This window comes from uncultured Tateyamaria sp. (assembly GCF_947503465.1).
Lineage (GTDB): Bacteria > Pseudomonadota > Alphaproteobacteria > Rhodobacterales > Rhodobacteraceae > Tateyamaria.
Genome location: NZ_CANNDN010000001.1, coordinates 1,502,759 through 1,522,643 on the forward strand (window position 1 = coordinate 1,502,759; position 19,885 = coordinate 1,522,643).

A 19,885-nucleotide genomic window follows, 5' to 3' on the forward strand; every position below is an offset into this window, starting at 1 on the left:
GAGTGTTGATTGGCGCCCAACTGGCGGAGAAACGCCGATGCGCGCAGGCTGCTAAAACGCCTCGGGCCGCGCCTCGCGGGCCATGTGATCAAGGACGGCGTTCACAAACTTCGGTTCCTTGCCGTCGGGAAAGAACGCCTGCGCTACGTCCACATATTCCACGATCACCACCTTGGGCGGCGTGCCCGTGTCCCGAAACTCGGCCCCCGCCGCCCGAAAGAGCGCGCGCAGGGTCGGATCAATCCGCGCAATCGGCCACTTCGCAACCAGCGCACGGTCCGTCATCTGGTCGATTGGAGCCTGATAGTTCACCGCATCGTCCATGACCCGCGCAAAATGGTCCGGATCGCCCTCGGCCATCTCGTCGCCCTCGTAGGACGCGCCAAAACGGTGGTCCATGAATTCGACCTTGATCTGGTCAACGGTCTGCGCTGTCTGCTCCATCTGGAACAGCGCCTGCACTGCGTAAAGCCGCGCGGCCGAGCGCATCTTGCGTTTCTGGTTGCCCGAAAGGGTCGTCATGCGGTTGTGGATCCTGTTTTGGACGCCAGCTGATATTCAGAGGCGGGTTTGAACCCGACCCCTTTGCTGGAGCGGCCCCACTTACGGCTGAGCGCGATCAGGTGCAAGGCCGCAGCCGCTGCCCCGCCGCCTTTATTCTGCTTGGCCGGATCCGCGCGCACTTCGGCCTGTTCGGTGTTCTCGACCGTCAGGATGCCATTGCCGATGCACAGGCCCTGGAGCCCCAGAAGCTGTATGGCGCGGGACGAGTCATTGCAGACCGTCTCGTAGTGCGTCGTCTCACCCCGGATCACACAGCCAAGCGCCACGTAGCCATCAAAGTTCGACATGCGTTCGCTGATCCCGATAGCGGTGGGAATTTCCAGCGCACCGGGCATCTCGATCAGGTCCCAGGTGGCGCCTGCTGCCTCAATCTCGGCCGTGGCTCCAGCGACCAGATTGTCGGCGATCTGCTTGTAATAGGGCGACACGACGATCAGCAGCTTGGTCGGGTCGTCAAAGCTGGGACGGTCCAGCACGTTATGATCGATGGATGCCATGTTACTCTCCGAGGATGGGTCGGGTGCCGACGATTTCGAGCCCATAGGCGTCGATGCCCATGTAGGTGGTGCGCGGGCTGTCTGTCAGCAGGATCAGGCGCGAGAGTCCCATGTTGGACAACATCTGTGCGCCCAGGCCAGTATTCTTGACGATACGCGGGCCCGCGTCTTCGTCCGTAAACAGGGATTTGCGTGGTTCGCGAAACAGGCACACAACGCCGCGTCCTTCGGCGGCAATCAACTCCATGGCCCGCGGCAACTCTCCCACCGGCTTGTCGGAAAGGCCCAGAATATCGGTGACCTCAGCCAAGGCATGGGTCCGCACCAGCACCGGTTCGTCCGTCGCCAGGTTCCCTTTGGACAACGTCACATGTTCAATCCCATAGGTCTGGTCGGTGAAAATACGCATGTCCCAGTCGCCACCATGCTGCGAGGTGACCATGCGGCGGTCCGTTTCGACCACCAGATTGTCATGGCGCCGACGATAGGCGATGAGATCGGAGATGGTGCCGATCTTCAGCCTGTGCGCGGCGGCATAGTCCACAAGATCGGGCAGACGGGCCATAGACCCGTCTTCGTTCATGATCTCGCAGATCACGCTTGATGGGTAATGCCCGGCCAGTCGCGCCACGTCGCACCCCGCCTCCGTATGGCCGGCCCGCACCAGCACCCCGCCTTTCCGAGCGCGCAGCGGAAACACGTGCCCCGGTGTCGCCAAATCGGCAGCGGTCGCTTGCGGGTTCACGAGTGTCGAAATGGTCAGGGCCCGGTCCCCTGCCGAGATGCCCGTACTGACCCCCTCCCGGGCCTCGACCGACACGGTAAATGCCGTCTCGTGGCGCGAGGAGTTGTGCATTGCCATCATGGGCAAACCCAGCGCCTCGACCCGCTCTGCGGGCAAGGTCACACAGATCAACCCGCGCCCATGGGTCGCCATGAAGTTCACCGCCGCCGCATCGGCGAAATTGGCTGGGATTACCAAATCGCCTTCGTTTTCGCGATCTTCGTGGTCAACCAGAATGAACATCCGGCCCAGACGTGCCTCTTCGATAATTTCTTCGATGGGCGAAATGGCCGTAGCCAAATCCGTCTCGACAGGACCAGGGGTTTCAAAGCTCATGGATCACCTATGGCAGCATTGACCGCGACATAGAGGATCAGGCGCACCATTGCCAGTAGGACGCAGCGCACAAACCCTGTTCTCTTCCCTGTTTCAAAGAATCTGTCCCGAAGGGTCGGTCAGACATGATCGCACGCCATACCGATTACGAGAACGCCAGCAAGAGGTGCCGGCATGGCGTCAGGCCACTGGATCAGCCCGCGTCGGCAAGGCGCGCGACATAGCGGGCCAACGTATCGATCTCGAGATTGACGGCATCCCCCACAGCCACATCGCCCCATGTGGTCACGTCCTTGGTGTGCGGGATAAAGTTGATGCCAAAAATGGCACCTTGCACCTCGTTCACGGTCAATGAGGTGCCATTCAGGGCCACGGATCCCTTTGGCGCGATAAATCGGGCAAGGTCATCCGGGGCGCGCAACTGAACGCGCGTGCTGTCACCTTCGTCCAGTACAGAGACCACCTCGGCCACACCATCCACATGGCCGGACACGATGTGTCCGCCCAACTCGTCACCCACGCGCAATGCCCGCTCAAGGTTCAATCGCTTGCCCACCGTCCACGCGCCAAGGTTTGTCTTCGACACCGTCTCGGCGCTGACCTGCACGTCATACCAGTCAGGACCGAGATCAACGACCGTCAGGCAAACGCCGTCTGACGCGATGGAGGCACCCATATCAATACCTGCCGTGTCATAACCGGTCGAAATGCGCACACGCAAATCACCCTCTTGCTTGAGGTCAGTGATGGTTCCGATGTCGGTGATGATGCCCGTGAACATTGCGGTCTCCCATGCCGTTGGTCCCGAGGTAGCGGCGCATATCTGCAAGGGCAAGAGGGCCACGGATTGCGATTGCGCAAAATCTGGGCCATAAAAACGCCCCAGTCAGGTGTTCATCTATGAGTAAGAGATTGCCGCGTATCAGGGATCAGATGACACTGCACGCCCCCACATCCCGCGTGTTTCTGTTTTTGCAGGGACCACACGGGCCTTTTTTTCATCGCCTGGGCGCCATGCTGCGGCGGGCGGGCGCGACGGTGTGGCGTGTGGGGTTCAACGCGGGGGACCGGGCCTTCTGGTTTCACCCGCGCAGCTACATTCCCTATCGCGGCAAGGCCAGCGACTGGCCGGACACATTTGCCCGACTGGTTGACGAAAAGGGTGTGACAGACATCGTCCTTTATGGCGATGTGCGCCCCATCCATGCGCAGGCCGTGGCCGAGGCCAAGCGCCGTGGCATCACGGTCCATGTCTTCGAAGAAGGGTACATGCGCCCCTATTGGGTCACGTATGAACGGGGTGGTACCAACGGGCATTCGCGCCTCATGGACATGTCGGTGGCCCAGATGCAGACAGCGCTTGCCCTGTCTGACATGGAAGCGCCCCTGCCCCCCGGCCATTGGGGTGATATGCGGCAGCACGTGTTCTACGGAGCACTGTATCATTGGTTCGTAATGTTTCGGAACGGTGACTATCGCAATTTCCAACCCCATCGCGCGCTGACCGTAGCCCGCGAATTCCGGCTTTATCTCAAACGCCTTCTGTTGATGCCGCTCCATGCGCTGGACCGGGTTCAGGCGACACTGCGCATCCGCTACGGCGGCTTTCCATACCATCTGGCCTTGCTCCAGCTTGAACATGACAGCAGCTTTCAGGAACACTCACCGTTTGACACGATGACCGAATTTCTGGACCTCGTGATCCGTGGCTTTGCCGACGGGGCGCCCAAGCACCATCACCTGGTGATCAAGGCACATCCGCTGGAAGACGGGCGCGCGCCGATCCGCAAGTCCATTCGTATGTCGGCGAGGGAATTGGGCCTGCAGGGTCGTGTGCACTATGTGCGCGGCGGTAAGCTGGCCCAACTGCTCAACGACGCCCGCAGCGCTGTGACGGTCAACTCCACCGCCGCACAACAGGTTCTTTGGCGCGGCATTCCGCTGAAAGTGTTCGGCAAGGCCGTTTTTGCAAAACCGGAATTTGTCAGCGATCAGCCGCTGCCTGCCTTCTTTGCCGGCGCCACGCGACCTGACAACCGGGCATACAAGGACTACCGGCGCTACCTGCTGGAAACCAGTCAGCTGCCGGGCGGATTTTATTCGGCGCGTGGGCGTCGGCAACTTCTGCGGCAGGTGGTGGATATGATGCTGTCCCCTGATGATCCCTATGACGCTCTGGCTGCGGGCACCGCGGCTCCACGGCAACAGTTGCGGTTGGTGACCTGATCACCACTATCCCTATGGCTAGATTTTATCGCTGGACTCCGGTAACTTGACGCCAAATCAGCGCCGGAAAACCGTCGCGGCATAAAAACAAATGGGCGTGGATCAACCTGCGCCCCGAGGCAGACAAGAACAGGTCGAGGAGACCGAGCAGTGATTTTCCAGTCATTCCGCTGGGCACGCATGGGCGTGTCGTTGGCCCTTGTGGGGGTTTTGGCCTCTTGCAGCATTCTCCCACAGGTCGGTCCGAACAAACGCCAGATCTTTGCCGGTTCGGTTCAGCGTCAGGGGGACGCCTTTGTCGTGTCCGTGAATGACCGCGTGACAGAGGCGACCGCCGTCACACCCGCGCTGGGCTTTTCGGACGAATTCCGGAATGCGGGCCTGCTGGGCTCGGACACCATCCGGCCGGGTGACGTGCTGGGCCTGACCATCTGGGAAAACGTGGATGACGGCTTGCTCGCGGGCGAGGCGCAGAACTCGACCATCCTTGAGGAAGTACAGGTTGACGGTGCGGGTTTCATCTTTGTCCCCTACGCGGGTCGCATCCGTGCCGCCGGCAACACACCCGACGCCATACGGCGCATCATCACAACCAAGCTTGAAGATCAGACCCCCGACCCGCAAGTGCAAGTGCGCCGTGTCGCGGGCGACGGGTCGACCGTGTCCCTGATCGGGTCCGTTGGCGCGCAGGGCGTCTATGCAATCGAACGCCCGACACGGACGCTGTCGACCATGCTGGCCCGTGCGGGCGGGGTGACAATCGTACCCGAAATTGCACGCGTGACTGTCATTCGCGGTGGCATGCGCAGCCAGATCTGGTTCCAGGACCTGTACGATCATCCTGAATTGGACATCGCTCTGCGCGGCGGCGACAGGGTCCTGGTCGAAGAAGACACGCGCGCCTTCACTGCGCTGGGTGCCACGGGCGGTCAGGCCCGTGTTCCCTTTGAAAGCCAAACGCTGAGCGCGCTTGAGGCACTGGCGCAGGTCGGTGGCTTGCAGACCAATACATCTGATCCCACAGGCATCTTCGTATTCCGAAACGAACCCGCCGAAGTCGCCAACGTGGTGTTGGGGCGCGATGACCTGGTCGGCGCGCAACGGCTTGTCTACGTGCTGAACCTCACTCAGCCGAATGGCATGTTTCAGGCGCGCGACTTCGTGATCCGCGACGGCGACACGCTTTACGTGACAGAGGCGCCATTCACCCAATTCGCCAAGATCATCACATCGCTGACCACGCCATTGACGGGCTTCAATTCGCTCGCGACCGGCATCGAAGGCAACAACTGATCCGTCCCATGGGTGCGCCCCGGGACCCTGCCGCCGGACCTGATGAGGCCCGGCGGCTTTATGTTTACAACGGCGGCTTTCTGGCACGCGGCCGTGTGCGCCGCATTGTCGAACTTGCAGGCTACGACATCGCACTGGGTTTGCCGCAACCCGACGGCTTTGTCGGGGTCTGGGGCAATTCACCTACCGCGCACCGGGGCGAAGCGATTGCCGACAAACGCGACGCAAACATCGTCAGGGTTGAGGATGCGTTTCTGCGCTCTGTCTTGCCCGGGCGCACAGGCAGCCCCCCGATCGGGTTGCTGATCGATCACAAGGGCGTACATTTCGATCCATCGAACCCATCCGATCTGGAAGAGATTCTGGCCACTCATCCGCTTGACGATACCGCCGTTCTGAACACGGCGCGCGGTGCGATGGCACGGATGAAAGAGGCCCATCTGAGCAAGTACACCGGCTTTGCCCCCGAGGCCGCAGTGCCGGACCCGGGTTACGTGCTTGTCATCGACCAGACACGCGGCGATGCCTCGGTCACCGCGTCGGGCGCGGATCGCAATCGGTTTCTCGAAATGCTGTTTGTGGCGCAGGAGGAACACCCCGGCGCGCGTGTCCTGATCAAAACACATCCCGAAACGGTGCAAGGTTTCAGGGACGGGTACTTCGGCCATGACGATTGCAACGACCGGGTGTCGCTTTTCCCCGATCCGGTCAGTCCATGGACCCTGATGGAGGGGGCCATTGCAGTGTACACCGTGTCATCTGGTCTGGGGTTCGAGGCCATCGCGGCAGGCCACAAGCCACGCGTCTTTGGGCAACCGTTCTATGCCGGCTGGGGTCTGACGACAGACGAGTTTCCGGTGCAAAGACGGCAGCGCACATTGACCCGCGCCCAGCTGTTCGCGGCTGCGATGATCTATTACCCGACCTGGTATGACCCGCATCGGGATTGCTTGTGCGATCTGCAAACTGCGATGGAGGCATTGGCAGCAGAGACCCGTGCCTGGCGCGCGGATCGCAAGGGCTGGGTTGCAAGCAACATGCGTCTTTGGAAACGACGCCCGCTTCAGAAGGTGTTTGGCCGATACGCGCCCATGCGGTTTGAAGATGACCCCGCCCGTGCCCGGGCCCAGGCGCGCCCGTGGATGGTATGGGCTGGAAAGGCGGATGTCGGGCACGAAGACGCAGTGCGGGTCGAGGATGGGTTCCTGCGGTCGCGCGGATTAGGGGCCGAATTGATCCCGCCCTTATCGTTGGTGACCGACGATCTGGGTATCTACTATGACCCCGGCCGCCCCAGCCGGTTGGAGGAAATGATCCGCATGCGCAGAACCTTGCGCCCGGATCAGGCCTTACGCGTCGAACGCCTGATCCGGTCTCTGACCGATGGCGGTCTGAGCAAGTACAACCTGCCAGGGGCTGCGCCAGATTTGCCCGAGGGACGGCGCGTGCTGGTCGTTGGACAAGTCGAGGATGACGCATCGATCCGCTTGGGCGCTGGTGAGATATCCACCAACCGTGCGCTGCTGGATGCTACGCGCGCCGCGCGCCCGGGTGACGTGTTGATCTATAAACCGCATCCGGATGTGGAGGCCGGTCTGCGCGACGGGGCGCTGGATGCGTCCGGTGTTGCAGACGTGGTGGCAGACGGCACCAATATCTCCACTTTGCTGGACCAGGTCGACGAAGTCTGGACCATGACATCCCTTTCCGGCTTCGAAGCGCTGTTGCGTGGCGTCCACGTGGTGACGACCGGCGCGCCGTTCTACGCAGGCTGGGGCCTGACCGAAGATCGCGGGACGGTTCCACCACGACGGCGCGAGGATGTCCCGCTCATTGGATTGGTGCATGCCGCCTTGATCGACTATCCACGCTATTTCGATCCGGTGACAGGCACGGCCTGCCCGGTAGAAGTCGTGGTCGAACGGCTTGCCAGTGGGACTGTGCCCCGTCCCGGTTTCGCAAACCGTACGCTGTCAAAGCTGCAGGGTCTGTTGGCCAGCCGCGCGTATCTCTGGCGCTAGCTGCTCCTGGTCCAGACATGGTAGATATCATTGCCTGCCCGCGTGACGGATTTCAGGGCAAAGCGTTGCGCAGCCTCAAGTGAGCCCAGGCCCAAAGCGCCGATGCTGGGCAACCCTTCCGCTCCAATGGCGAGGCCTGCGGTGAAGCCGACCAGTTGATCCACAAGGTCGGCTTCGATCAAGGATGCTGCCAGCGCGCCACCCCCTTCGCAGAATACGCGGGTCAGGCCATGCCCACCCAATTGGTGCAGGACATCTCGCGGATCCAGCTGGCTGCCTGCCGTCTGACATGGCAGCAAGGTGGCGCCCAGATCACGCCAGGTGTTTTGCAACATGGGTTCGGCATCGCGCCCGTGGCACAGGATCACCGGCACATCGCGCGCCGTCTGCCCGATCTTGGACATCAGCGGCAAGTCAAGCCGACGCGACACCACCACACGCGCAGGCTGCGGCATGTCGCCCATACCGCGCACCGTCAGTGCCGGGTCATCATGCCGCGCCGTCCCACCCCCGACCATCACCGCGTCGTGGCGGGCACGCATGGCGTGCACCTGGCGCCGCGCCAGCGGTCCGGTGATCCATTGGCTTTCACCCGTGCCAGTCGCAATGCGTCCATCAAAACTGCTCGCCAGTTTCAACGTGACAAAGGGGCGGCCCTGTTCCGTGCGCAAGGTAAAGCCAAGGTGGTCCTCTTCTGCCTGCGCCTCGCAAACACCGGTGGCAACGTCGATACCGGCCTCTTTCAGGCGCGCGATACCTTGCCCATTCACGCGCCCGTCGCTGTCTTGCATGGCGATCACGGCGCGGGAAATGCCGGCACGGACCAGCGCATCGGCGCAAGGCGGCGTTCTGCCATGATGCGCGCAGGGTTCAAGCGTGACGTAGACGGTCGCACCACGTGCTGCGTCTCCAGCCTGAGCAAGCGCTTCGGTTTCGGCGTGCGGACGGCCACCCGGCCTTGTCCAGCCGCGGCCAATGACGCGACCATCCTTGACGATCACACAGCCCACGGCAGGGTTTGGCGCGGTACGCCCCTGGCCGCGCCGCCCGAGGGCCAGCGCCAATGACATGAAGCGGATGTCCTCCGCCGCGCTCACTCGTCCGAGGGGGTGTCGGGCCGCAGTTCGGCCACGAACTTGTCGAAGTCGTCAGCCGCCTGGAAATTCTTGTACACGCTGGCGAACCGGACATAGGCAACCGTATCAATCCGGTTGAGCGCTTCCATCACGATCTCGCCGATTTGCTTGGACTGGATGTCGGTTTCGCCCATGGATTCCAACCGCCGCACGATACCTGAAATCATCTGGTCGATCCGCTCGGGATCAATTGGGCGCTTTTGCATCGAAATGCGGATGGAACGTTCCAGCTTGTCGCGGTCGAAGTCTTCGCGCTTGCCATTGGACTTGATCACAACCAGGTCGCGCAGCTGCACCCGCTCGTAAGTTGTGAACCGCCCGCCACAGGCCGGACAAAACCGCCTGCGCCGGATCGAAACGTGATCCTCTGCCGGTCGGCTGTCTTTGACCTGAGTGTCGATATTCCCGCAAAACGGACAGCGCATTGCCTATCCCCTTCGTATTTGTCCCGCCTGTAGTGGGGGTTTTCCCCCGTTCCACGAAACTATAGGCGGTCGTCAAGGTTTTGGGTAGAGGGGAAATGACACCGCTAGATAAGCGGTAACGCTGTCAGCGTCGCACCAGCCGGTTGTCAGCGGTGCGCACACGCAGAAGGGGCGTATTGCGGCACAAGGAGTAGGCGTGCGTCATTGAAAACACCTGACCCGATCGGCGCACCCCCTGGCTGACGGACGAAAATGCGCCCTCGACCGGTTCGGTGCTGAACACGACGCCCTGTCTGCCCGGCACCGTACGCGCACCACTTCGGCCCACCGCGATGTACAGGTTGCCACCGCGCAGCCCAAGCACATTGCGTGCAAACAGGCCCGCGGCGCACCACAATTGCGTGCCCCCCGCACTGTCGGCTTCGATCACTTCAAACGACGTTGCATCGATTTGATTGACAGGTATCGTAAACCGTTCACGCCGCATGAAGTCCTGCGCGTGGGTCATTGTCGGCAGCGTCACAATCAACGCGACGGCAGCGGCTTTGAGCATGATCAACATCCTTTTCACTATAGGATAGGCGGCACAGTTCAAAAGCAAACCAAATTGCGGATGCACGAATTCGCGCAATTTGATCACAGCCTATCGTCGCGGATCCGGACGCGCAGGTTCGGAACACCGCGGCACAATGCATAGGCATGTGTCATGCTGAACCGCTTGCCGGCGCGTCGCACACCCTCGGAAAAGGATGATATCGCCTCACCGGTGTCCGCCGTGGAAAAGACGACGCCCCGCCGCCCCGGCACCGATTGCGCAGGGCCAAGCGGCGACAAGATGGTGATATCTCCGCCACGCTGACCCAGCCGGGTGCGCACATAGATACCCGCCGCGCACCACAGGTCCGATCCGCCAGCGCCGTCATTCTCGATCACCTCGAACGTGTTCGCGTCCAACGCAAAAATCGGGATCTGAAACCGTTCACGCCTGATCTCGGTTTGGGCAAGAGCCAGCGTTGGCAGCGTGGTGGAGGCGATCAGATACAGGGCGAACAAGCGGGTCATGTGAAATCTCCTTTCTGTTGAGATAGGAGACACCCGCCGTTTCCCAAGGATTGCATTGCCGCATCTAGGGCGCGATCACCTGGACTTTGACAAACAGGTCATACCGCGATTTGCACAGTGCGTAGGCATGCGCCATGCTGAAAGTCTGCCCCGCTTGCCGCACACCCTGCGAAACGGAACGGTGCGATGTATCTTTCGCATTCGTCGTGAAGATCACGCTTTTGCGGCCCGGAACAGCGGCAGATGCTGCGCGCGGCGCAAGGACAGTAGTGTCGCCGCCGCGCTGACGCAGATATTGGCGGGTGAACTTGGCGGCCGCGCACCACATCTGTGTGCCACCCGCGCCATCATTCTCGATGGCTTCGAACGTGTGGCTATCGATGGGCCGCACCGGGATTATCACCAGTTCCTTTTCGATGAATCGCTGCGCAGCCAGCGTGGCTGGCGCCAACAGGGCAAAGGCAATCAGGGCCGCACGAAGGTACATTTGGATCTCCCACATGGTGGTAGGGCGAATATTCACAAGATCGCATCTTTTTCCCCATCCACCTTTCGCGTGTCATGTCGCAAGATGTGCCACCACCCGGCGCAGGTGCGCCGCGTTACGGTGTTCAAAAAGGTAGATGCCTTGCCATGTGCCCAGCATCACACGCCCATCCTGCACCGGTATCTGCAAGCTGACCGGCAGCATTGCCGCCTTGATATGCGCCGGCATATCGTCTGGTCCCTCATAGGTATGGGTGAGATAGGACATAGAAGGGTCCGTTGCGGGCGGCACCAAACGGGCAAAAAAGTTGCACAGATCCGTCTGCACCTCTGGGTCCGCATTTTCCTGAACGAGAAGGGAGCAAGAGGTGTGCTGGACAAACAGTGTCAACAGGCCCGTACCGCTGGCCCAAGCGGTCACATCGCGGGTGAATTCATAGAGCCCTTGCCCGCGTGTCTGGATTTCAAACGTGGTTTGCATGACAACCGAACTAGCGAAAGATCCAATCGCCCTGTTCGTCGATGATCTGTTTGGCCTTGGCAATGGTCGCGGCAAGCGCATCTTCATGCGACGCTATTGTGTCGGCGCGGATCAAGTCATGCGCCTTGGTTTCGCCCTCGATGTCTTTTTCGATCCGGGCTGCGATACGGTAGCCATCGGCTTCTTTCTTCAGCGTCGGCGTGATGCGGTAGTCCTTGTAGATTTCGACGCTGGGTTCGGGTGTATCGCCGCCGCCAAACAGTTTTTTCAAGAGTGACATGGGCTGTCTCCTTGGCTGTTTTGTCGAACCGGACCGCGAGGACGGTGATCCGGTGACCACCGTCCATCGCTTCTTTACTGGTCGAGGAAGCTGCGCAGTTTGCGGCTGCGGCTGGGGTGCTTGAGCTTACGCAGTGCTTTTGCTTCGATCTGGCGGATACGTTCGCGCGTGACGCTGAACTGCTGCCCCACTTCTTCCAGAGTGTGGTCGGTGTTCATGCCGATGCCGAAACGCATACGCAGCACGCGTTCTTCCCGCGGCGTAAGCGAGGCCAAAACCCGTGTGGTTGTTTCCTTCAGGTTTTCCTGAATGGCGCTGTCCAGCGGCAGCACGGCATTCTTGTCCTCGATGAAATCGCCCAGCTGGCTGTCTTCCTCGTCCCCGATCGGGGTTTCAAGGCTGATCGGTTCCTTGGCGATCTTCATCACCTTACGGACCTTTTCCAGCGGCATTTGCAGCTTTTCGGCCAGCTCTTCGGGCGTAGGTTCGCGGCCAATCTCGTGCAGCATTTGCCGGCCCGTCCGGACCAGTTTGTTGATCGTTTCGATCATGTGCACGGGGATACGGATGGTGCGTGCCTGATCCGCGATGGACCGGGTGATCGCCTGGCGGATCCACCACGTGGCGTAGGTCGAGAATTTGTAGCCGCGACGGTACTCGAATTTGTCCACGGCCTTCATCAGGCCAATGTTGCCTTCCTGGATCAGGTCCAAGAATTGCAGGCCACGGTTCGTGTACTTCTTGGCAATCGAGATAACGAGACGCAGGTTGGCTTCGACCATCTCTTTCTTGGCCTGACGGGCTTCTTTCTCGCCCTTCTGGACCTGCTGCACGATGCGGCGGAATTCGGAGATGTCGAGGCCCACATATTGGCCCACTTGCGCCATGTCCGCGCGCAGCTCTTCGACCTTGTCGGCGGATCGTTCTATGAACATCTGCCAGCCGCGCCCGGTCTTTTCGCCCATCTCTTCAAGCCAATTGGGATCAAGTTCGCGCCCGCGATAGGAATCCACGAATTCCTTGCGATTGATCCGGGCCTGGTCAGCCAGTTTCACGATAGAGCTGTCGATCTGCATGATACGGCGGTTGATGCCATAAAGCTGGTCGATCAACGCCTCGATCCGATTGTTGTGCAGGTGAAGTTCGTTCACCAGCAACACAATTTCTGCCCGCAGCTTTTGATAGGTTTCCTCGTCGCCCTCGCTGAATGAGCCGTCTTCGTTCAACGTTGCGGAAATCCGGCTGTCCTGCATTTCGGACAGCAGCGAATAGTCATGCGCGATAACTTCAAGTGCTTCGAGCACTTGGGGTTTCAGCGCCGCCTCCATCGCGGCAAGCGACATGTTGGCCTGTTCGTCTTCGTCATCGTCATCGTCTTTGGCGATGGGATTGCCGTCGGCGTCCAGTTCCGGGCCAGCGTCGGCCTTTTCTTCCGTCTTGGCGGTCGTGTCGACGACGGGTTCGGAGACGCCTTCGCCCTCTTCGCCCATCGTGTTGCCGAATGTCGCCTCAAGGTCGATCACGTCGCGCAGCAGGATTTCTTCGCTCAGAAGTTCGTCGCGCCAGATGGTGATCGCCTGAAAGGTCAACGGGCTTTCGCACAGGCCCGCGATCATGGTGTTGCGCCCGGCCTCGATCCGCTTGGCGATGGCGATTTCGCCCTCGCGGCTGAGCAGTTCGACGCTGCCCATCTCGCGCAGATACATGCGTACGGGATCGTCGGTCCGATCCAGCTTTTCCTGACCGGTGGCGCCCAGCGTCAGATCGCGTGTGCCTTCGGTGGTCATGACCTCGGTCGAGCCTTTTTGCTCTTCCTCTTCGGCCTCTTCATCCTCGATGATGTTGATGCCCATTTCGGACAACATCGACATCACGTCTTCAATCTGTTCGGAACTCACCTGATCGGGGGGCAACACGGTATTGAGCTGATCGTAGGTGATATAGCCCTTCTCTCGGGCTTCGCCGATCATCTTCTTGACGGCGGCCTGGCTCATGTCGAGCGAGTGGGCGCTGTCCTGATCGTCGGTCTTGGCGTCTTCGTTTGTGTCTTTCGCGGCCATACTGGGCTCCTTCAATCGGGGCTCCTTGGCGATTCGCTTGCCCGAATCGCTGCCAGAAACATTTAGTGCTTTGGGTGATTCGGCCACCCGTCTACGCGCATTTTCTTTATGTTTTGAGACCAAATCGCATCAGTTGCGGCGTTTGGAGAAGCTGATTTGGTCCATCAACGCCGCAAACGCATCCCGTTCACTGCGACTGATTCGGGCACCGTTGTCGCCCGTCTCGTATTCCGCATCATCTTCTTTCCCGCTTCGGCTGGCCTGGGCTGCGGCTTGGGCCGCCTGGGCAAGGCGCCATGTCACGCCTTCATCTGCCACACCTTCCAGGTCCTGAGCCGCATCCGCGATCTCGGCATTCAGTCCCTTTGCCGCGCTGAGTTTTGCGAGCTCTTCGGCCACGGTCATGCGGGCCATATCGGCATCGCCGGGGGTGCGGATACACGGGACAATTGCCACATGGCGCGAAGTAAGCAGGTTATCAAGGGCATCCGGACCAAGTGCGCTGAAAATCTTTTCACGCAACACGTCGCTCCCCTCGTGTCCGTGACGCAGAATCAGGTCCCGAAAAACAGCATGATCCGCGTCGTTGCAGGGCAAACTTTCCAGTCCGTTTTCAAATTCCTCCGCGACCTCGGGCGTACAGATCAACGCAGCAAGGATCACCGTTTCACGCAAATGATCGGTAATCTGAGCGTCCCCGGCCGCCAAAGCAGATGTTTTGGTGCTGGCCATCGGTACGGGGGGCGCCTGCCAACCACGTCCGGTTTGCCACCTGCGCTTTTGACCGGCACCGCCGCCCCGTTTGGGTCGGAACAATTCCCACCGCATGTCCTTGATGGCCTGGCCGTAATGCTGACGGATCGACGGGTCCTGGATCAGCTTGATCTTGTCGCGCAGCGCCTTGTCCAGAGCCGCCTTGCGCTCCGGGCTGTCAAACGTCTTGCCTTCAGTTTCGCGCTGCCACAGCAACTGAACCATGGGCATTGCATCTTCCAGAATTTTCTGCAGCGCGCCGGCACCTTGCGCCTTGAGCAGATCATCAGGGTCCAGCCCGTCCGGCATCAGGGCAAACCGCAACGACTTTCCGGCCTCAAGCGCGGGCAACGCCAGATCAACAAGGCGCATCGCGGCGCGCAGCCCCGCCTTGTCTCCGTCCAGCGCAATGATCGGCTCGTCCGCTATGCGCCAGAGCATGGCAAGCTGGTGTTCGGTGACGGCCGTACCCAACGGGGCCACAGACGCGCCAAAGCCATGTTCGGCCAGCGCAATGACATCCATGTACCCTTCGGCCACGATCAGGGGCTGACCCTTGCCCGCAGCCGTCCGGGCCGGGCCATGGTTGTAGAGGCTGCGGCCCTTGTCGAAAAGCTCTGTCTCGGGCGAGTTCAGGTACTTGGCATTGTCATTGGGGTCCATCGCCCGCCCGCCAAAGGCAATGCAGCGCCCACGTGCATCGCGGATGGGGAACATGATGCGGCCCCGGAACGTGTCGTAGGGTTTGCCACCTTTCTGGGACGGTTTGCCAAGGCCGGCGCCAAGGATCAGTTCGTCTTCAACCCCCTTGCCCTTCAGCACATCCCACAGCCCCTGCCAGGCATCGGGGGCAAAGCCGATCTCCCATCGGTCCTGTGCAGCAGGATCAAGCCCTCGCCGTTCGAGATAGTCGCGTGCAGGTCCCGCGGCACCCGTTTTCAGTTGCAGGCGAAAGTGTTGAACGGCCATCTCCATGACGTCCGCCAATTGGGTACGCTTGTCTGCCTTTTCCTGAGCCCGCGGGTCGCGCTCGGGCATTGGCATCCCGGCTTCACCGGCCAGGATCTCAACCGCCTCCATGAAGCCCACATTTTCCGTTTCGCGCACAAAGCTGATGGCGTCGCCCTTGGCGTGGCACCCAAAGCAATAATAGTAGCCCTTGCGATCATCGACGTGAAAGCTGGCGGTCTTTTCGTGGTGGAACGGGCACGGCGCCCACATGTCACCCTTGCCCTGATTGGACTTGCGCGCATCCCACATGACTTTGCGACCGACAACCTGTGTCAGCGACAGGCGGGTCCGCAATTCATCCAGAAATCCAGGGGGCAGGCTCATGCCCTGTAATATTGGGGGTGCTGCGCCGCGAGTCGAGTCACTGCTGCAAGCAAAGTTCGTTCCACGCGTCCGACAGGCTTTCCTTGCGGATCACCCTGCGCTTTTGCTCATACACCCATGGGGCGATCAGCGGGATGGCGTTGTTGTACTTTTCCGGCCACTCTGGCGATTGCGCCAGAATATGCGCCTGTACGTCCCGTTCATCCACACGGTCCAGTCGGGCCTGCTGTACGGCCGCGACAACCTGGGCCTGCAAGGCACAGGTTTCTTCCTTGGTTTCCTGCGCCAGCGCAGGTGCCGCGCCAATGGCAAGAACGGCAGCAAATGCGAAACGGATCATGGACGGGCTCCACTGGATAGAATCAGTTCGCAGTGTTTTACCCGCGCGTCGCAACGCTTGCCATGGCCCTTTCCAGATCGTGAAGCAGCGTGCCAGCCATCGATCGGAAGACCATCAATAAAAAAGTGTCGGCACCAATGCGCGTCACGGACCCTGTCATGTGCTGGATTTGCGTGCGGGCGGTATGTCCCCGCTTGAACCTGGCCGCCGACAGGTCAAGCGGCACCAGGCGTGCAAGAACATCCTCCGCCTTCACGCCCTCCAGCGTGACCGTGGTCCACGCGTCGGTCTGGTCCGTCATCGCGGCGTAGGGGATCAGGGACGCATCAGCTGTCGACCCGGCAAGCAGAACCATGTCGCGCCCGAACCAAATGGCCCGCGCGCCTTCCTTTCCGGTGGCGCGGTTCGGGGCGGGCCACTTAATACCCTGAGCCGTCTTGAATGCGTCTGCAATCTTGGCTCCGCCCAAGGGCGCGATTGAGGTCAACGTGCCCAGGGACACTTCGGTTACCGTACAGGTGCCAATGGTCAACGGGGCCATTTTACCAAGTGGGGTCTTTGCGATCAGCTCAGCCACGGGTCCTGCCCCCTTCCTTGTCAAAGAACACGGGATCACACAGTTCAACCCGGGTTTGGATCCCACGTACATGATCCACCATGTTCAACACCTCGCCATGGCGTGCCAAACCATCGGTAACAAACGCGAGGCCGATGAAATGCTCCAGCGTCGGCGAAAACCCGACGGACGTGACATAGCCCTGGTCGTGGTCGGCCACAGGCTCTTGATTGTCCGAATAGATATGCGCGCCCGCCGTCAATTGCTTGATCGGTCCGACGGGCTTGATACCCACCAACTGGCCGCGTCCGTCTTCGACCAGACCGGGCCGCTGCGCCATGGCAGCACCGACAAAGTCCTTTTTGTCCGACAGCATGCGCGCCATACCAATGTCTTGCGCGGTCACCCGGCCATCAATCTCGGCGTGGGTGATGAACCCCTTCTCGATGCGCAGCACATTCAGGGCCTCCATCCCATAGGCCGCACCACCCAACATCTCAGCCCGAGCGACAAGCAAGCGGAACAGACTGTCGCCAAAGCGCGAAGGCACTGCAATCTCGTAGGCATGTTCCCCTGAAAAGGAGATGCGAAAAAGCCGTCCGGTGACACCCTGGACAGTAACCGGGCCACAGGACATGAAAGGCCAGGTGTCATTATCGATGGGGTCGTCCAGCAGACCATTCAGCAACACGCGTGACTGCGGTCCAGCGACCGCAAACTGTGCCCATTGCTCGGTCACCGAAATTATCCGCACATCCCATTCCGGCTTCAGCGCCTGGGTCACGAATTCCAGATGCCGCATGACCTGCCCGGCTGCCGCAGTGGTCGTCGTCATCACGTAATGAGTATCGCCCAGCCGTGCGGTCGTGCCGTCATCCATGACGTGCCCGTCTTCACGCAGCATCAAACCATAGCGTACGCGCCCTTCTTTCAGGGTCGAGAACATGTTCGTATAGACGAAATCCAATAGCTTTGCGGCGTCAGGCCCTTGAATGTCGATCTTGCCCAGGGTCGACACATCGCAGATGCCAACGGCATCGCGAACCCATCCAATTTCGCGATCACAGGATTGGCGCCAGGAGCGTTCGTCAGGCAACGGGAAGTACGAAGGGCGGTACCACAGTCCCGCCTCGATCATGGGTGCGCCTGCAGCGACGGTTGCCGCGTGACTGGTCGTCTTGCGTTCCGGGGCGAACCCCTTCCCTTGCGCACCTGCGCCCAGGGCGGCCAGCGCGACCGGGGAATAGGGCGGGCGGAATGTCGTGGTTCCGGTGTCCGGTATCCCGCGGCCGGTGGCGTCCGCCAAAAGCGCCAGCGCCGTCACGTTCGAGTTCTTGCCCTGGTCGGTGGCCATGCCTTGCGTTGTGTAACGCTTCATATGCTCGACCGACGTGAAATTCTCCTGCGCCGCCTGCTTGATGTCCTTGACGCTTACGTCGTTCTGGAAATCCAGCCACGCGCGTCCCTTCCCGGGGACAGCCCACAACGGCTCGACCCTGTAGGGCGTGTCATCTGCCTGCGGCAAGGCGACGTCGGGCACGGTCATGCCAAGCGCCTCCAGACACGTACCCGCAGCGGTGATACCTTCGGCCAAACAGGCAGCGCTGGAAAATACACCATTGCAGGCGCCTGCTGTCTGCATGCCCGGGATCGCGCCGGGGCTCGGAACAAAGCTTGCGAGGGTCGCGTCCCATGCAGGGCGCCCGTTCATGTGGCACGTCAAATGTACCGTCGGGTTCCATCCCCCCGAAACTGCCAGACAGTCCGTCACGAGCCTTTCCGTCCCGGCCGCAGTCTGGACACTGATTGCTTCAACGCCCTTGCGCCCCTGGCTGCCCGTCACCATCGCCCCCGCCATCAGGCGATAGTCGCCCAGCGCCTTTGCGTCGGCACGGCTGTCAATCACAGCGGCGATGTGGATCCCTGCGTCTTGCAGGTCCAAGGCCGTGCGGTGGGCATCGTCGTTGTTGGCAAAGACGGTGACCGCCTTGCCCGGGCTGGCGCCAAACCGGTTGAGGTACGTGCGGACGGCACCCGCAGCCATGATGCCGGGCCTGTCGTTGTTTTGAAAGGCGATATGCCGTTCAATTGCGCCTGCGGCCAGAACCGTCCGCCTTGCCACGACACGCCAGAACGTTTCCTTGACCCCGCCCTGCGGCACCCCGTCAACATGGTGAGAAACGCGTTCCAGCGCCCCGAATGTTCCACCATCATGTGCGCCGGTGACTGTTGTACGTGGCATAAGCCGGACATTGTCCAATGCCGCCAGCTTCGTCACCATCTCGGCGGCCCAGTGCGCGCCGGGCATACCCCCGATCTGCTGGGTCTCTCCATTCAGCCGTCCGCCCATGCGGCTGTCTTCATCCGCAAGGATCACCTGCGCCCCGGCCTGCGCAGCCGTCCATGCCGCCATCAGACCCGCCGGGCCAGCCCCAATGACAAGCACATCGCAAAAGGCATATGCCTTCTCGTAGTGATCCGCGTCTTGCCGATCCCCCAGCGCGCCCAATCCTGCAGCCCGCCGGATCACCGGTTCATACACTTTTTCCCAAAACGCGCGGGGCCACATAAATGTCTTGTAGTAGAACCCGGCGCCCAGAAAGGGTGCGGCAAGGTCATTGACACTCAGCAGGTCAAAGCCAAGCGACGGCCACGCATTCTGGCTGCGCGCGTCCAGACCGTCATACAATTCCTGGACAGTGGCCCGCACGTTGGGATCTGTGGCCGAACCACGGCCGATGGTCATCAGCGCGTTAGGCTCTTCCGATCCTGCGGTCAGAACGCCGCGCGGACGGTGATACTTGAACGACCGCGCCACGTGGCGCACGTCATTGGCCAGCAGCGCCGACGCAAGCGTATCTCCCGCAAATCCACGGTAAGTGTTCCCATCAAAGCGGAACGACAGGATGCGCGACCGATCAACGAGGCCCTTGCCTTCTACCCTCATCCTTTGCCTCCGCGCACAAGGACAACATCCTTGATCTCGTGGGTTGATACGTTGCGCGTGACCTTCAACCACGCGCCGCAGCCGGCCTCATGGCACCACAGCTCCTCCAGATCACCGGACGGGTTTTCCCGCAGGTGAAGGTACGTATCCCACGCCGCTTCGCCTGCGTCAGGTGCGGGTCGCTCCAGCATCACGGCAGCCCCCTGATAGTAAAATTCGCGCCGGTCACGCTCACCACAAATCGGACAGTTCAGTCGCATCAGACGCCTCCGCCAAGGTGCAACATCCACCCCTTCTCTGTTT

Annotated in this window: 20 protein-coding genes; 3 read left to right on the top strand and 17 right to left on the bottom strand. The window is 60.9% G+C overall.

The window, feature by feature from the left end; translation table 11 throughout:
• Nucleotides 1-51 precede the first annotated feature (51 nt).
• From nusB to Q0844_RS07710, 4 genes are all read right to left on the bottom strand, one after another.
• A complete protein-coding gene (nusB, locus tag Q0844_RS07695) occupies nucleotides 52-522 on the bottom strand; it encodes a transcription antitermination factor NusB (protein ID WP_299043525.1) in 471 nt (156 codons plus the stop codon).
• Nucleotides 519-1,061 (bottom strand): 6,7-dimethyl-8-ribityllumazine synthase, encoded by a 543-nt coding sequence (locus Q0844_RS07700; protein ID WP_299043527.1) that lies wholly within the window; start codon nucleotides 1,059-1,061, stop codon nucleotides 519-521. Before Q0844_RS07700 ends, nusB begins: the two co-directional genes overlap by 4 nt.
• A 1-nt stretch (nucleotide 1,062) precedes the next feature.
• Nucleotides 1,063-2,181 carry a 3,4-dihydroxy-2-butanone-4-phosphate synthase gene (gene ribB, locus Q0844_RS07705; RefSeq protein ID WP_299043528.1) on the bottom strand — a complete coding sequence of 373 codons (1,119 nt, stop codon included), beginning with the start codon at nucleotides 2,179-2,181 and terminating at the stop codon, nucleotides 1,063-1,065.
• A gap of 193 nt (nucleotides 2,182-2,374) precedes the next feature.
• The gene (locus tag Q0844_RS07710) at nucleotides 2,375-2,962 is read right to left on the bottom strand and encodes a riboflavin synthase (protein WP_299043530.1); all 588 of its coding nucleotides are present in this window, start codon (nucleotides 2,960-2,962) and stop codon (nucleotides 2,375-2,377) included.
• 152 nt (nucleotides 2,963-3,114) lie between these two features.
• On the opposite strand from Q0844_RS07710, the gene Q0844_RS07715 reads away from it, so the two are divergent.
• The 3 genes from Q0844_RS07715 to Q0844_RS07725 all read left to right on the top strand — a co-directional run bounded on the left by Q0844_RS07715 (nucleotide 3,115) and on the right by Q0844_RS07725 (nucleotide 7,721).
• A complete protein-coding gene (locus tag Q0844_RS07715; protein WP_299045250.1) occupies nucleotides 3,115-4,407 on the top strand; it encodes a capsular biosynthesis protein in 1,293 nt (430 codons plus the stop codon).
• A 180-nt stretch (nucleotides 4,408-4,587) separates the two neighbouring features.
• Entirely contained in the window at nucleotides 4,588-5,700 is a 1,113-nt protein-coding gene (locus Q0844_RS07720; protein ID WP_299045251.1) for a polysaccharide biosynthesis/export family protein, read from the top strand.
• Nucleotides 5,701-5,708: 8 nt separating this feature from the next.
• A complete protein-coding gene (locus Q0844_RS07725; RefSeq protein ID WP_299043532.1) occupies nucleotides 5,709-7,721 on the top strand; it encodes a capsular polysaccharide biosynthesis protein in 2,013 nt (670 codons plus the stop codon).
• Here Q0844_RS07725 and ribD read toward each other — a convergent pair.
• The 13 genes from ribD to Q0844_RS07790 form a co-directional block, all read right to left on the bottom strand.
• Entirely contained in the window at nucleotides 7,718-8,818 is a 1,101-nt protein-coding gene (gene ribD, locus Q0844_RS07730; RefSeq protein WP_366522986.1) for a bifunctional diaminohydroxyphosphoribosylaminopyrimidine deaminase/5-amino-6-(5-phosphoribosylamino)uracil reductase RibD, read from the bottom strand. The two genes, Q0844_RS07725 and ribD, sit on opposite strands and share 4 nt — an antisense overlap.
• A complete protein-coding gene (nrdR, locus tag Q0844_RS07735) occupies nucleotides 8,815-9,282 on the bottom strand; it encodes a transcriptional regulator NrdR (protein ID WP_299043536.1) in 468 nt (155 codons plus the stop codon). The genes ribD and nrdR overlap by 4 nt, the downstream gene beginning before the upstream one ends.
• A gap of 124 nt (nucleotides 9,283-9,406) precedes the next feature.
• On the bottom strand, nucleotides 9,407-9,835 hold the full coding sequence (locus Q0844_RS07740) for a hypothetical protein (protein WP_299043538.1): 429 nt from the start codon (nucleotides 9,833-9,835) through the stop codon (nucleotides 9,407-9,409).
• An 83-nt stretch (nucleotides 9,836-9,918) separates the two neighbouring features.
• The gene (locus tag Q0844_RS07745) at nucleotides 9,919-10,344 is read right to left on the bottom strand and encodes a hypothetical protein (protein ID WP_299043540.1); all 426 of its coding nucleotides are present in this window, start codon (nucleotides 10,342-10,344) and stop codon (nucleotides 9,919-9,921) included.
• A 64-nt stretch (nucleotides 10,345-10,408) separates the two neighbouring features.
• Entirely contained in the window at nucleotides 10,409-10,846 is a 438-nt protein-coding gene (locus tag Q0844_RS07750; protein ID WP_299043542.1) for a hypothetical protein, read from the bottom strand.
• 57 nt (nucleotides 10,847-10,903) lie between these two features.
• Nucleotides 10,904-11,311, bottom strand: coding sequence for a secondary thiamine-phosphate synthase enzyme YjbQ (locus tag Q0844_RS07755; RefSeq protein WP_299043544.1), 408 nt, complete (start codon nucleotides 11,309-11,311; stop codon nucleotides 10,904-10,906).
• 10 nt (nucleotides 11,312-11,321) lie between these two features.
• Nucleotides 11,322-11,591 carry an HlyU family transcriptional regulator gene (locus tag Q0844_RS07760; protein ID WP_299043545.1) on the bottom strand — a complete coding sequence of 90 codons (270 nt, stop codon included), beginning with the start codon at nucleotides 11,589-11,591 and terminating at the stop codon, nucleotides 11,322-11,324.
• Nucleotides 11,592-11,665: 74 nt separating this feature from the next.
• Nucleotides 11,666-13,651 (bottom strand): RNA polymerase sigma factor RpoD, encoded by a 1,986-nt coding sequence (gene rpoD / locus Q0844_RS07765; protein ID WP_299043547.1) that lies wholly within the window; start codon nucleotides 13,649-13,651, stop codon nucleotides 11,666-11,668.
• A 129-nt stretch (nucleotides 13,652-13,780) separates the two neighbouring features.
• Nucleotides 13,781-15,739: a DNA primase gene (gene dnaG / locus Q0844_RS07770; RefSeq protein WP_299043548.1), complete on the bottom strand. Its 1,959-nt coding sequence runs from the start codon at nucleotides 15,737-15,739 to the stop codon at nucleotides 13,781-13,783.
• Nucleotides 15,740-15,776: 37 nt separating this feature from the next.
• Nucleotides 15,777-16,079, bottom strand: coding sequence for a hypothetical protein (locus Q0844_RS07775; protein ID WP_299043550.1), 303 nt, complete (start codon nucleotides 16,077-16,079; stop codon nucleotides 15,777-15,779).
• 37 nt (nucleotides 16,080-16,116) lie between these two features.
• A complete protein-coding gene (locus Q0844_RS07780) occupies nucleotides 16,117-16,656 on the bottom strand; it encodes a sarcosine oxidase subunit gamma (RefSeq protein ID WP_299043552.1) in 540 nt (179 codons plus the stop codon).
• A complete protein-coding gene (locus tag Q0844_RS07785) occupies nucleotides 16,649-19,582 on the bottom strand; it encodes a sarcosine oxidase subunit alpha family protein (protein WP_299043554.1) in 2,934 nt (977 codons plus the stop codon). Before Q0844_RS07785 ends, Q0844_RS07780 begins: the two co-directional genes overlap by 8 nt.
• The gene (locus Q0844_RS07790) at nucleotides 19,579-19,842 is read right to left on the bottom strand and encodes a sarcosine oxidase subunit delta (RefSeq protein WP_299043555.1); all 264 of its coding nucleotides are present in this window, start codon (nucleotides 19,840-19,842) and stop codon (nucleotides 19,579-19,581) included. The genes Q0844_RS07785 and Q0844_RS07790 overlap by 4 nt, the downstream gene beginning before the upstream one ends.
• Between the last annotated feature and the right edge of the window lie 43 nt (nucleotides 19,843-19,885).

What these genes read in the sequence shown, in the direction of transcription:
- nusB (WP_299043525.1), bottom strand. Translation starts at nt 522, where the DNA reads ATGACGACCCTTTCGGGCAACCAGAAACGCAAGATGCGCTCGGCCGCG.
- Q0844_RS07700 (WP_299043527.1), bottom strand. Translation starts at nt 1,061, where the DNA reads ATGGCATCCATCGATCATAACGTGCTGGACCGTCCCAGCTTTGACGAC.
- ribB (WP_299043528.1), bottom strand. Translation starts at nt 2,181, where the DNA reads ATGAGCTTTGAAACCCCTGGTCCTGTCGAGACGGATTTGGCTACGGCC.
- Q0844_RS07710 (WP_299043530.1), bottom strand. Translation starts at nt 2,962, where the DNA reads ATGTTCACGGGCATCATCACCGACATCGGAACCATCACTGACCTCAAG.
- Q0844_RS07715 (WP_299045250.1), top strand. Translation starts at nt 3,115, where the DNA reads ATGACACTGCACGCCCCCACATCCCGCGTGTTTCTGTTTTTGCAGGGA.
- Q0844_RS07720 (WP_299045251.1), top strand. Translation starts at nt 4,588, where the DNA reads ATGGGCGTGTCGTTGGCCCTTGTGGGGGTTTTGGCCTCTTGCAGCATT.
- Q0844_RS07725 (WP_299043532.1), top strand. Translation starts at nt 5,709, where the DNA reads ATGGGTGCGCCCCGGGACCCTGCCGCCGGACCTGATGAGGCCCGGCGG.
- nrdR (WP_299043536.1), bottom strand. Translation starts at nt 9,282, where the DNA reads ATGCGCTGTCCGTTTTGCGGGAATATCGACACTCAGGTCAAAGACAGC.
- Q0844_RS07740 (WP_299043538.1), bottom strand. Translation starts at nt 9,835, where the DNA reads ATGCTCAAAGCCGCTGCCGTCGCGTTGATTGTGACGCTGCCGACAATG.
- Q0844_RS07745 (WP_299043540.1), bottom strand. Translation starts at nt 10,344, where the DNA reads ATGACCCGCTTGTTCGCCCTGTATCTGATCGCCTCCACCACGCTGCCA.
- Q0844_RS07750 (WP_299043542.1), bottom strand. Translation starts at nt 10,846, where the DNA reads ATGTGGGAGATCCAAATGTACCTTCGTGCGGCCCTGATTGCCTTTGCC.
- Q0844_RS07755 (WP_299043544.1), bottom strand. Translation starts at nt 11,311, where the DNA reads ATGCAAACCACGTTTGAAATCCAGACACGCGGGCAAGGGCTCTATGAA.
- Q0844_RS07760 (WP_299043545.1), bottom strand. Translation starts at nt 11,591, where the DNA reads ATGTCACTCTTGAAAAAACTGTTTGGCGGCGGCGATACACCCGAACCC.
- rpoD (WP_299043547.1), bottom strand. Translation starts at nt 13,651, where the DNA reads ATGGCCGCGAAAGACACAAACGAAGACGCCAAGACCGACGATCAGGAC.
- dnaG (WP_299043548.1), bottom strand. Translation starts at nt 15,739, where the DNA reads ATGAGCCTGCCCCCTGGATTTCTGGATGAATTGCGGACCCGCCTGTCG.
- Q0844_RS07775 (WP_299043550.1), bottom strand. Translation starts at nt 16,079, where the DNA reads ATGATCCGTTTCGCATTTGCTGCCGTTCTTGCCATTGGCGCGGCACCT.
- Q0844_RS07785 (WP_299043554.1), bottom strand. Translation starts at nt 19,582, where the DNA reads ATGAGGGTAGAAGGCAAGGGCCTCGTTGATCGGTCGCGCATCCTGTCG.
- Q0844_RS07790 (WP_299043555.1), bottom strand. Translation starts at nt 19,842, where the DNA reads ATGCGACTGAACTGTCCGATTTGTGGTGAGCGTGACCGGCGCGAATTT.